Here is a 12,500-nt window from a genome sequence, read left to right as displayed (position 1 = left end):
AGAGTGTAGAGGTGAATTATGGATTTCCTTATATTAGCAATGTTGTTAATGCTTTTATCTGACTTCACAAAAATGAGAAATCAAAATCAAACAATAATTAAACAGAATGAAAGGGCTATCTCTCTGTTGAACAGGTTGATAGAATAGAGAAGAAATAGACTGATTTTATATGATAGATATTTTAAAATGGCAAATCAAAATTCATGGAAATTTTGATTTGCCATTTTATTTTATTCAACAAGTAGCCCAGTCAATATAACTTGTAAACCATATAAAAATTGTTGCTCAAAATCCAGACTCATTTCATATTGTTCCCCAAAAATTAATCCAAACTGTTTAGCTTCTTCTGGAGAAATATGTTTTGCGCGAATTTCATCGGCAACAAATGATAAAACATAATTATTTATAATATTTGCAGCACTTATGCAGTTTTTATCAGAAACTCCGTACTTTGTTAATGTAGCTAAAATAAATTTTATAGCTTTAATTCTGCTTGGCGTGCTCGGAAAAGATAATGCAAATATGTCTACCGCATCTCTGGTTTTTAATAAAACTCTACGAATTTCTAAAGCAAGGGTTGTTAATGCTTCTTTTGCATCATCTAAAGTTTCAGGTAATGCTATTTCTTGGTTAATGTGTTCTGCTATCAAATCATATAAATCCTGTTTACCTTTAATGTGCCAATATAAGGATGCTGCCTTGATATTTAATTCCTTTGCTAAAGCACGCATTGATAAATTACTTATTCCATCACGATTTAGTATATCAAGTGATGCTTTTATAATTGCATCTTTTGTTATAATACTTTGAAGGAGAAGTTTATTTATGATGAAAAATATGAGAAAAAATAAAGATGTTGGTATTTATGGCTTAACAGCAAAATGGTATGATAAAAATTCTCGCAAAAGCAGAATGGCTGAAATGCAAAGATATGCGCTTGAAGTTGCATCTCATGTTAGCAAAAATGCAAATATATTGGAAGTCGCACCCGGTCCGGGTTATTTGTCTATTGAACTTGCTAAGGAAGGTTTTAATGTAACAGGAGTCGAGATAAGCCCTGATTTTGTAGAAATTGAAAAAAATAATGCAAAAGAAGCAAATGTTTCTGTTAATTTTAAAGAAGGTAATGCTTCAAACCTCCCTTGTGAAGATAACTTTTTCGATTATATTGTATGCAGTGCTGCATTTAAGAATTTCAAAGATCCTGTAAAGGCACTATGTGAAATGCATAGAGTGCTAAAACAAGGCGGAACATCTCTAATAATCGACATGAATTACGAGGCAACATCTGAAGATATAGACATTGAAGTGAGAATATCAGGAATGAAGGGGTTTGACAAGTATTTTGTGAAATTTGCTTTTAAAACTTTCTTGAAAAAAGGCGCTTACACAAAAGAAGATTTTGAGACATTTTTAAGAGGAACACCTTTTAAAAACTACAAAATTAAAAAAGAAGGTATCAGTTTATATGTTTATCTTTATAAATAAAGTGGTTTCCTCTTCCGATCAAAAGTGAGAAATAGATTAAGTCAAAGGAGAGTCATCTTTTAATATTGTTGAACGATCTTCCGTAATCGGGCGCGATTCGTTAATAAGAATCGCTTTTCTTATAGAACTAACGGGTGGGTTAGTTCATTAAGGAACACAATAATGATCAATCTTTTTTATAAAATATTAATCCAATTAAATATTATAAGGGCATGTTTTGAGTATTCTTTTTTCAAAACATGCTCTTTCTATTTGTTCATTTATCAAGATTTCTTGTATTAATTTGATTAAACTTTGTTTCAAAGCTAAACCTATGTTGGAAGTGCATTTATTATTCGTACACGGGATTAATAATTAATTCTTATAACTTTATAGAAATTCATTATTTTACTGAATTACAAAAAGATGATACAGTATTTTCTATATTTACAAATTTATTTACATTGGAGGTTATCTATGAAATATGGAGAAACAATTTTTAAAAGCTATTTCTTCTTTCTCATTAAATAGTCAAAAGTGAAAGGAATTATCTATTTATTGATATAATCTGTGATGATGCTATTAATCTTGCGTTCAGGGAGGGCTGACCTATGAAAAAGTTTTTTGCTTTTCAAGTGTTAATTGCATTGTTTATTGGAGCACTTATCGGACATTTTTTTCCTGGTCTTGGCCAATCCTTAAGACCAATTGGTGACGCTTTTATTCATCTCATTAAAATGATTGTTGTGCCTATTGTTTTCACTACTATTGTCATTGGATCATCAGGCGACGGAAACATGAAAAAAATGGGTTCATTAGGACTTAAAACAATTATTTGGTTTGAATTTATTACCACCCTAATTCTAGGTATTGGTCTTTTACTTGTTAACATTTTAAAGCCTGGTGCAGGGCTTAATTTGTCTTATCTTGCACAGAAAGATATCTCACAACTAAATGAAAGCGTTTCCAAAGTTGTCGATTTTAAAACGATGCTTGTTAACATCATTCCAAGCAACATTGTTGATGCAATGGCAAAAAGTGATTTATTAGCTGTTATATTCTTTGCTATTTTATTTGGGGCAGCTGCAGGAGCAATTGGCAAAGCGTCAGAGCCGGCAATGAAGTTTATGGAATCAGTTGCAAATATTATGTTTAAACTGACACAAATGGTCATGGTAACCGCACCGATAGGTGTACTCTCTCTCATGGCAGCCTCTGTAGGTCAGTATGGTATCGCCCTTTTAATCCCTATGGCAAAGTTAATTGGGGTTGTATATCTTGGGCTTGCTATTGTTATTTTCGGTCTGTTTCCAGTAATTGCTTGGTTCTTGAAGATTTCTTACTTTAAAGTGTTTCGAATGGTATGGGATTTGTTCCTTATAGCTTTTTCTACAACAAGTACGGAAACCATTCTGCCTCAGTTAATGGATCGAATGGAATCATACGGCTGTTCGAAACGTGTTGTTTCATTCGTTATTCCTTCTGGGCTATCACTGAATTGTGATGGTTCGACATTGTACCTTTCTGTTTGCTCTATTTTCTTAGCACAAGCATATGGCATCCCGATGGATTTTGGCCAACAGCTGATTGTAATGGGGGTCCTTGTTGCAACCTCAAAAGGAATTGCTGCTGTTCCATCCGGTTCGCTGGTTGTCCTTTTAGCCACCGCCTCAGCAGTAGGGCTTCCTGCAGAAGGCGTCGCAATTATAGCAGGTATTGACCGTGTGTTGGATATGGCACGTACTGCTTGTAATACTCCTGGACATGTTCTCGCTTGTATTGTGGTTTCGAAGTGGGAAAAAGAGTTCCGTCAGGAAGAATGGATTAAAGCTCAAACCGAACAGTCAAGCATTCGACAAGCATAAGATAAAAGGAGCATTCATGTTTTTGTTGTTCTCCGTCAAATGTTGAGGTGATGGTCTTCGGACCTCACCCTTTTCCAATATGAATCCTCATCCTTCTTAACTTTAAAGAATATTGTAAATAACATTAATTTTTGAAATAATTGTTATTAAATTAATAAGGCGAATAGTTGATTTATCAATTTATTATTGTTGAGGTGTAGTCTAAATAAGCCTATTCGGGGGGATTAATTTTGATTTATGATAGCCAAAGTAAAACAATTACTACTAAAAGGTTATTGTTAAGACTGTTTCAAACATCAGATGCATCAGAGGTTACTAAACTTTGTAATAATTATAACATTTATAAGAATACTTTATATCTACCATATCCATATTCCATAGAGGATGCTTTATCCTGGATAGAAAATCATCTTGATAATTTTAATAATAATAAGTCATATGAATTTGCTATTACAGATAAGGTTACAGGAAAATTATATGGAGCAATAGCATTATCTAACAATCAAAATTTTAATAATGGTGAAATTGCTTATTGGATTGGAGAAGAATTTTGGGGAAATGGTTATGCCACAGAGGCTGGCGAAGCTATACTCGAATTTGCCTTTATTGAAAAGCAATATCATAAAGTATATGCTCGTCATTTTAACTCAAATTCGGCCTCTGGCAGAGTAATACAGAAAATAGGCATGAAAAAAGAAGGTGTATTAAGAGATCATGTCATGAAGGAAAACCAATATGAAGATCTTGTTTATCATGGAATTATCAAATAAAAGATTTAAATGTTATATTACATAGTTTAAAAACAAGGCTAGGCATCTCCTTGTACTTGGCTTTGGGATGGGCGAAACATATAAACAATAAAGCTGATTTGTTCAACTAACAGGTGCTTTACTTCAATAAGGGAGGTTGCTGAAGCAACCTTTTTGTTATGCGACTAAAGGGGCAGGTTAGTTGAAGAAGAACCTACCTAAATTTGTAGAGTTAACTTTATAGAAGCTTTATATACTCCTGCAATAATATACTATATACCATTTGAATTTAAGATGTACAGTTATATGAGGATATCTTGAAAGGAGTTTTCCTCATGAATATTACATCTTTTATCATGTATTGTTTTATTGTTACTTTTACTCCAGGACCTACTAATATCGTCATATTATCCACAGTGCATAATTCTTGGACAAAAAAGGCAATGGAATATACGTATGGAGCAACTATTGCTTTTGGTTTATTACTTGTTATTTCTGCTATGTTGAATACTATACTTGTAACGATAATACCAAAAATTTTAATTGTTATGCAGATAATCGGAAGCTTTTATATATTGTATCTCGCTTATCAAGTTTACAAAACGGATACAACAAAACCAACTGTAAACCAATCTGGTACGTTTATGTCAGGCTTCCTTACGCAGTTTTTAAATCCAAAGGTGGTAGTATTTACAATGACTGTAATTCCTACCTATGTTATGCCCTACTATGTCTCAAAGCCTGCGGTTACAATAAGCGTTATTGCTATAACTGTTATTGGATTTTTAGCATTTATAACATGGGTATTTTTCGGTGCAATCTTCAAGGAGTTTTTACAGAAGCATAAAAAAACTGTTAATGTAATGATGGCATTGTTTTTAGTTTATGCTGCAATAATGATATGGATGTAGGTAGGCTAATTAAGAGGTGAATTTAATGGACAAATTTATCTATAAAAAATCAGCAGGTATTACTGCGTTGTCAGCAAGTATGACTGATTTTACGTATAAAAAGCATTCTCACAAGGAGTATGCAATAGGTGTAACATTGCGTGGTATTCAACATTATAACTTGGATGGCAGTTTACAATTATCATATCAAAATGGTGTTATGCTTTTTAATCCAGAACAGGCACATGACGGAAGGGCACATGATGAGACAGGCCTTGATTATGTGATGCTATATATTGAGCCGCAATTGCTTTTAGAGGTTATTGAGAAAAAGGATAAAGTACGTTTTTCAAACCCTATTGTGTATGATAATAGACTTGAACAAAGAATATTAAATCTTTCTAATGCAATATTGAGTGGAAAGGATGAGGCTTTGTGCAGTGAATTACTTTTATCCCTCACAGATAGCCTTAGTCAAACTAATCTTTCTACAGACTATAAGAAAGATAACGTTCTAATTAGAAAAGCAAAGGATATGTTTCATACCAACTTAGAAAATGTACTTAAACTTGACGAGATATGTAAAGAGCTTAATTTGTCAAAATTTAAATTTATCAGATCATTCAAGGCCCATACTGGAATTTCACCATACCAATACTTTCTTAACTGCAAGATAGAACGTGCAAAGCAGTTAATAGAAAAAAACGAGATATTTATTCAGCAGTAGCTGAATGTGGTTTTGTTGATTTAACCCATTTAAATAAACACTTTAAAAGCGTATATGGAACAACAGCATTTGAATATATGTCACATTTAAATTGAGATAAATAGATTTAAAATAAAGGGGGAATAAAATTGTCTTTAAAAATAGGCGACATTATTACATTTAAACGGACTTTCACAGCAGAAGATGTTGAATTGTTTACTAAAATCTCAGGTGATGAAGGCTCTCACCATGTTACTCCTGATGAACAGGGAAGACTTGTAATACAGGGATTACTAACCGCTACCTTACCAACCAAAATAGGAGGCGATAACAACGTACTATCTCGTACAATGAATTTTGAGTTTTTAAGACCAGTATTTACTGATGATACAATAATTTGTGAAGTAACAATTGAGCAATTTGAAAAACAGGTTAATAGAACACATATTACTGCCTGCTTTTTGTGCAAAAATCAAAATCAGAAGGAAGTGCTGAGAGGGGATTTTTCAGGAGTGATACTATAATTTCTTCTTGAAGTTCTACAACAAACGAAAAAGAACTTGGAAAGTGAAGTGAACCCAAAAAGTTAGACACTTTATTTAATTAGGCAGCCTTGAGGGCATGAACCCGGAATTCTACCGGGCTCATGCCTTTTAATTTTACCTTGATTCGTTGATGATTGTAGTAATGGATATATTCTTCTAATTCTTGTTTGAAATGCTCCATGCTTTCAAATTCTTGAAGATAAAGTAACTCTGATTTTAATAGGCCAAAGAAGTTTTCTATGACCGCATTATCGAGACAATTTCCTTTACGGGACATGCTTTGTGTAATGTTATGTCTTTTCAAATCATGCGAATATTGTTTCATCTGGTAATGCCAGCCCTGATCTGAATGAAGAATGGGTGAATCTTTCGATTCCAAGCGGTCAAAGGCTTTCTCCAGCATTTTGGAAACGAGGGGATAAACAGGCCGAGATTCGACATTATAGGCGATGATTTCTCCATTAAACAGATCAAGAATGGCCGATAAGTATAGCTTCTCCCCAGCTAGATGGAATTCTGTGACGTCTGTCACCCATTTTTCATTTGAGTTTGTTGCCTTGAAATCACGTGCTAGAATGTTGGGTGCAATCTTGCCGATTTTCCCTTTGTACGAACGGTATTTCTTCATGCGAACTAAAGACTTCAATCCTAGTTCATTCATCAATCGGAGAACTGTTTTATGATTGATGCGAGCACCTCTGTTACGTAATTCTAGGGTGATACGCCGATACCCATAGCGCCCTTTATGCGTATGGAAAATCTCTTCGATAAGGGATTTCATTTCTGTGTATTTATCCTCACGCCCGAAGGCGTTTACCCAATAATAGTATGTACTCCGTGCCATGTTAGAAATGGATAGAAGCAGATTTAAATCAAATTGTTTCCTTAGTTCATGGACTACTTTCGCTTTGTCTTTCTTTGTAGGGCTTCCTTTTCTTGAACTAAGGCATTCAACTTTTTTAGATAGGCATTCTCTGCACGTAAGTATTCTAATTCGGCAAGAAGTGCTTCTTGAGAGCCTTTAGCTGGTGATGTTTTTTTGGTTTCTTTTTTCATGGATAGACGCCCCTTTTTCTTTGGTTTAAGGGCGTCTATACCTCCTTCCTTCAACTGATTTGACCATTTCAAAAGTGTAGAATCGGAAGGAAGATTATAGTGTACAGCGGTCTCGCTGATCGATGCCCCATATTCGTTCATATAATTAAGTACCTCTAGTTTAAAGGGCAGAGTGTAATTTGTATAGGATGAAGCAATTCCTTCCATCCCATGTTCTAGATAGCGAGCGACCCATCTCTTCAGAGGGGATAAACCTACATTTCTTTCTTGTGCGATGGATTTATAGGATTTTTTCCCTTCCAAGTACTCTAAAACTGCATGTAATTTTTCGTCTATCGTATATTTAGTCAAAAAAACTGCACCTCCAATTGTTAGATGTTGTCTAACAATTGGGGTGCAGTTCAAAGTTTCCAAGTTCTTTTTATTAAAATTTTATCTAGTCTTTAAGTCATAAAGTAACATTCCATTAATGTAACGAATGATTGAGAACAGTTTCACTTAAACTAACGGGTGCGTTAGCTGAAGATCAGAGCTGTCTTTGAGGCGACTTTTTCTTTATGGAGCTATCAGGGCAGGTTAGTTGAACAAGGATAATGGATTTTTGTGGTGAAATGGTAATGCTGAATGGGAGAGGTAACTATTGAATATAAAAACTGATTCTCTTGTAACTTTTATAATTATGTGGGGAATACCAACTTTTATGGTTGTTAGAGGTTATTTAAAAATGATTACTGACGATAAAAAATCAAATAACAAGGTTCTGATAGTTTCCGCCATGAAAGGCTATTTTCGCAAGGATTGTAAAACGGGGCAGAATAGTTAAATAAAGATTGAGACCTTGCTGGTGGATTAATTTATGAAGTAAAGGAGGAAGTTTTATATCAAACCATATATTTATTACAACAAAGAAAATTGGATTATAATTTAAATAAATATTGAGTTATTAGGAGTTAGAAGATGAAAAATAAAAAAAGAAAAAAAGTAAGGCAGAACGGCTATTTTAAAGAAGGCCTAATTGAGCTCTTATTTGAAGTGGCTTGGAACATCTTAATGTTTATACCAAGAATGATGATTCGCTTAATAAAGGACATTTGGTGAAGTGGTTAGTTCAAAATAGAGCTAACGGTTGCTTTGGTCAAAAAAAACAACATTCTATACGAAGACAGCCAAAGTAAAAAAGCCCAGCCCATTACAGGCTAAGCAGGTTTCTGTTTTGATGTCTGTGTACCCCAATTTCAGCTTAGACTGTTGGGGTTGGTGGTTCGGGTGGGATTGGAAGCTGTGGAGGACGCTGATTGTAGCTTTTGTTATACCTCCCATATAAACAACACTCCTTTTTCTACTATATATATGGGATGAAAAAATACATGCTTGTCCAAATTACCTAAGTTCAGTGCTTTTATCTTATCGAGTCTTCTATTGAAAAAATCCCTCTCAAAAATTCGTTACAATAGAGTACACCCAATAGGAACGTTTTCGAAATCCATTTAAATCAAAGTTACAACCTTATCTGTCACTTTAGACGTTATTTTGCACCTGTTTAAATCGCTTTTTTGCATTATAAATAAATATAAAAAAGCTATCATTTAAGGTGATAGCTTTTTCATATTTATTTGATTCCGATTACTAAACTATCCCGTGCAAACAAATACCTATGTATTTATATTTAATACACGCATCACAAAGATCTCGGTTGATGCAAATTTTAAATTACAAGGTTAATTAAAAGTTTGAGATTTTAAAATATTGTACTATGATAAATTTAATTCCATTATTTAAGTTGAGCAATTGTATGGGGCAGTGACCCTTACTCTTACACAATTTAGAGAACATTTTACCTAAGGAGTGGTTATAATGGCACGTGTTTTATTTATTAATGGTGGATCAGAAGGACATCTCAATCCAACTATTGGAGTTGTGCAAGAGCTTATTTCGCGTGGTGAAGAGGTAGTGTACTTTACGATAGAAGCTTTTCGAGAACGTATTGAGAAGACGGGAGCTACTGTACGAACATTCGACGGTGAAAAATTTATAAAAGCTTTTATCTCAGGTGGAAGAAATTATTTACTCGAAAGAATCAATGGTCTTTTGCTTACGGCAGATATCATAATACCTGGTGTTCTGGAGCAAATCGAAGGGGAACAATTTGATTATATCATTCACGATTCCATGTTTGGTTGTGGACGTTTACTTGCACAAATACTAAAACTTCCGGCAATTAATTCTAGTACTTCTTTTGCACAGACAAAAGCATCATTTGATAAAATGTTGGAACATCTTTCACAAAATATCCCAACAGAAATTGTTAAAACGATAAATGATGATTTTCAAAACTTGACAACAAAAATTAAAGAAAAATATGATGTTGAAATCCGTTCTCCTTATGAAGTTTTTTGTAACCCTGCACCACTTACAATCGTTTATACAACTAGGGAGTTTCAACCCTTTGGAGAAACATTTGACCAAACTTACAAATTTGTAGGTCCATCCATCTCTTTACGATCAACGCAAGAAACCTTCGACCTTACCGCAATCAAGGGAAAAAGCCTAATTTACATTTCTCTGGGTACTGTCTTTAACCAAGCAATTGATTTCTATAAGCTTTGTTTTAAGGCATTTGGGAACACTGATCATACTGTTGTCATGTCTATTGGGGAAAAAGCTCAAATATCTGATTTGGGGGAGATTCCTAAAAACTTCATTGTAAAAAATTATGTTCCACAAATTGAGGTGCTGAAATATACAAAATTATTTATCACACATGGTGGAATGAACAGTACCAATGAAGGTCTCTATTACGGGGTACCGTTAATTGTAATCCCACAAAGCGCTGATCAGCCTATAATTGCTCAACAAGTTGCCAATATCGGAGCCGGTATTAAATTACAAATGCAAAATTTAACAGCAAATCAACTACGTGAATCCGCAGAGCATGTGTTAAACCACCAATCTTTCCATAAAGCTGTTGTAAATATTAAGGAATCCTTTCAAAAGTCGGGTGGGTATCACCAAGCTGTTGATGAGATTTTCGAATTTAAAAGTGAATATGATATCTAAATACAAATATTTCTCAGCTACGATCATTGTTGACTTTTTCTTAGTGGACAGCAACTTCTTTTTTAATTGCAGTAATGCAACAATATCTAGATTGTGAAGTTATACACGGTAAAGTAACTGGGGCGTTAGTTCAACAAGACATTGTAATTAAGATCTTCCACAATCGGGCGCGATTGCTGAACAATGAGCAATCGCTTTTTTATTAAACGGATCAGAATAGTTCTATAAATGATTCGATGTAAATAAATAAGAAACCCAGCTAATCTTCTCATGTGAAGGTAGCTGGGTTTTTAAAGGTGGATATGCAAAATAACACTTAAAATATGCGCAAATTATCGGTCAAAGTGACACCATTTAATTGAACAACGCACTTTAAATCAAACAAGATATTTATGTTGAATTATAGATATAATTGTGTACGATTATACTTATTCTAATGCCCAGTATGGAGGAAGAAAGATGAAGATAATAGAATTACCAATTGAATTTGAATTTAATGGACAAAAAAATTACATTTATCCTAGCTTAATTATATTAGAAAATGAACTTACCTTGGTCGATACAGGGTATACAAATTTTTTAAATTTAATCGAAAATGAAATTTTAAAAAATGGATATGAAATAAAAAATTTAAAGAATATAATCATTACTCACTATGATGATGATCATATAGGTTCCTTATATGATTTCAAAGAAAAGTATCCTTGGATTAACATTATAGCTAGTGAAATTGAATCATAATACATTAGTGGTGAAATGAAGGCAGAGAGATTGGTTCAAGCCGAAAAAATGCTAGAAAATATGCCAAATGAAGATATGGAATTTGGTAAATGGTTTATACAGCAATTAAAGAATTTGAAGCATGTTTCAATAGATGAAAAGCTACATGATGGTGATATGATTTTAGATAACAATTGTAGAGTAATAGCAACACCAGGGCATACTTCAGGGCATATTTCATTATATTTTCCAAGTTTAAAAAGTGTAATTACAGGTGATTCAGCTGTTAAAGAAAATCATGAATTAGTCATTGCTAATCCACACTTTTGTTTAAATCTTGAGAAAGCAAAACAGTCTTTGACAAAGGTTAAAAATCTTAAAGCTGAAAATTACTATTGTTATCATGGTGGAAAATTCACTTTATAATTGGGGGCTGAACACTAATATTCGGCACTTGAATTAAACAACTTTATTATCTCTACACACAAGCCGGGTTTAACAACCTTTGATATTATATTACATCTTCCGTAATCGGGCGCGATTGCTGAACAATGAGCAGTCGCTTTTTTACTAGGCGGATCCGAATATTTCTATAAATAATTAGATGTAAATAATTAAGAAACCCAGCTAATCTTCTGATGTGAAGGTAGCTGGTTTTTTTTAGTTGGATGTGCAAAATAACACTTAAAATATACGCAAATTATCGGTCAATGTGACAGCCACGCTACGAACTGCATCTTAAAATTCACCAAAAACGAGGGTTTATATGGTGAAAAATATCCTTCCTTAGCGTATAAAAAGCCTGCTTTTTCATTCCAAAAAATGTATTACCCTATGTTTTCCGCGAAATGTTGGCGGGACCCCATAATGTATTTTAACGGAAGTACTAAAAACAAAAACCCCTTGCCGCACAAGGGGTTTTTGTATAGGGAAATAAAATCGATTGGCACCAGAATTTATTTTGTTTGATTATGTATTCTATTTATGGCCTCTTGTCTATTCATTATTTTCATACCAACATATTTTATAGTAAGAGTGTTAAAAGGAGGGGATATGAATGTTTTTTTGTGATAGAAGACGCCGTTGTGATCGATTTGATCGTTGTGACAGATTCGATCGATTTGATCGTTGTGACAGATTCGATCGATTTGATCGTTGTGACAGATTCGATCGATTCGATCGTTGTGACAGATTCGATCGATTCGATCGTAGAAGAAGGTGTTTTTGGTAATTTAACCTTCAACTCAAATTACAAGCTTTGGTTGAGCTAATGACTGATCTAAAATCTTTCAAAAAAACTACCTGATATAATTATCTCGGTAGCTCTGGATGAACACCTATTTCACAGCTTAATCCTGTTCTTGGATGGTTATCTAATACCTCTTGCAAATGACGTTTCACGTCATCTATATTTATTTCACTTAGCAGGCACCTATGTGTCTGTT

11 protein-coding genes and 2 pseudogenes are annotated in these 12,500 nt (G+C 33.7%); 11 read left to right on the top strand and 2 right to left on the bottom strand.

Translation table 11 applies throughout. The features are described 5' to 3' along the window. Window positions 1–230: 230 nt before the first annotated feature. Window positions 231–782, bottom strand: coding sequence for a TetR/AcrR family transcriptional regulator C-terminal domain-containing protein (locus JFU50_RS27110; RefSeq protein ID WP_342366368.1), 552 nt, complete (start codon window positions 780–782; stop codon window positions 231–233). A 43-nt stretch (window positions 783–825) separates the two neighbouring features. Between JFU50_RS27110 and JFU50_RS27105 the strand changes: the two genes are divergently transcribed. The 6 genes and pseudogenes from JFU50_RS27105 to JFU50_RS27080 all read left to right on the top strand — a co-directional run bounded on the left by JFU50_RS27105 (window position 826) and on the right by JFU50_RS27080 (window position 6,201). Then, a complete protein-coding gene (locus tag JFU50_RS27105; RefSeq protein WP_201224892.1) occupies window positions 826–1,488 on the top strand; it encodes a class I SAM-dependent methyltransferase in 663 nt (220 codons plus the stop codon). A gap of 590 nt (window positions 1,489–2,078) precedes the next feature. Further along, window positions 2,079–3,332, top strand: a complete 1,254-nt coding sequence (locus tag JFU50_RS27100; protein ID WP_201181070.1) for a dicarboxylate/amino acid:cation symporter — start codon at window positions 2,079–2,081, stop codon at window positions 3,330–3,332. A 230-nt stretch (window positions 3,333–3,562) separates the two neighbouring features. Continuing rightward, on the top strand, window positions 3,563–4,102 hold the full coding sequence (locus JFU50_RS27095) for a GNAT family N-acetyltransferase (protein WP_201181069.1): 540 nt from the start codon (window positions 3,563–3,565) through the stop codon (window positions 4,100–4,102). 314 nt (window positions 4,103–4,416) lie between these two features. Then, window positions 4,417–4,992 carry a LysE family translocator gene (locus JFU50_RS27090; RefSeq protein ID WP_201224891.1) on the top strand — a complete coding sequence of 192 codons (576 nt, stop codon included), beginning with the start codon at window positions 4,417–4,419 and terminating at the stop codon, window positions 4,990–4,992. A 25-nt stretch (window positions 4,993–5,017) separates the two neighbouring features. Then, window positions 5,018–5,793 (top strand): annotated as a pseudogene (locus JFU50_RS27085) (AraC family transcriptional regulator). 33 nt (window positions 5,794–5,826) lie between these two features. After that, complete coding sequence (locus JFU50_RS27080; RefSeq protein WP_201181067.1) at window positions 5,827–6,201, top strand: enoyl-CoA hydratase; 375 nt, start codon at window positions 5,827–5,829, stop codon at window positions 6,199–6,201. Between the two features lie 79 nt (window positions 6,202–6,280). On the opposite strand, the gene JFU50_RS27075 is transcribed toward JFU50_RS27080, so the two are convergent. Beyond that, a protein-coding gene (locus JFU50_RS27075; protein WP_201182105.1) for an IS3 family transposase occupies window positions 6,281–7,629 on the bottom strand; the annotation gives its coding sequence in 2 pieces (ribosomal slippage) (window positions 6,281–7,185 and window positions 7,185–7,629; 1,350 coding nt in all). A 289-nt stretch (window positions 7,630–7,918) separates the two neighbouring features. Here JFU50_RS27075 and JFU50_RS27070 point away from each other — a divergent pair. The 5 genes and pseudogenes from JFU50_RS27070 (at window position 7,919) to JFU50_RS27050 (ending at window position 12,326) form a co-directional block, all read left to right on the top strand. Then, window positions 7,919–8,101 (top strand): hypothetical protein, encoded by a 183-nt coding sequence (locus tag JFU50_RS27070; protein WP_201225223.1) that lies wholly within the window; start codon window positions 7,919–7,921, stop codon window positions 8,099–8,101. A gap of 134 nt (window positions 8,102–8,235) precedes the next feature. Continuing rightward, window positions 8,236–8,376 carry a hypothetical protein gene (locus tag JFU50_RS27065; protein ID WP_201224890.1) on the top strand — a complete coding sequence of 47 codons (141 nt, stop codon included), beginning with the start codon at window positions 8,236–8,238 and terminating at the stop codon, window positions 8,374–8,376. Window positions 8,377–9,132: 756 nt separating this feature from the next. Then, window positions 9,133–10,335 carry a macrolide family glycosyltransferase gene (locus JFU50_RS27060; RefSeq protein ID WP_201224889.1) on the top strand — a complete coding sequence of 401 codons (1,203 nt, stop codon included), beginning with the start codon at window positions 9,133–9,135 and terminating at the stop codon, window positions 10,333–10,335. Between the two features lie 459 nt (window positions 10,336–10,794). Continuing rightward, window positions 10,795–11,481, top strand: a pseudogene (locus JFU50_RS27055) (MBL fold metallo-hydrolase). A gap of 659 nt (window positions 11,482–12,140) precedes the next feature. Next, a complete protein-coding gene (locus JFU50_RS27050) occupies window positions 12,141–12,326 on the top strand; it encodes a hypothetical protein (RefSeq protein WP_201224888.1) in 186 nt (61 codons plus the stop codon). Window positions 12,327–12,500: the final 174 nt, after the last annotated feature.

It is taken from the genome of Peribacillus sp. TH14, assembly GCF_016651145.1.
GTDB lineage: Bacteria > Bacillota > Bacilli > Bacillales > DSM-1321 > Peribacillus > Peribacillus butanolivorans.
This window is presented reverse-complemented; position numbering and strand designations above follow the sequence as displayed.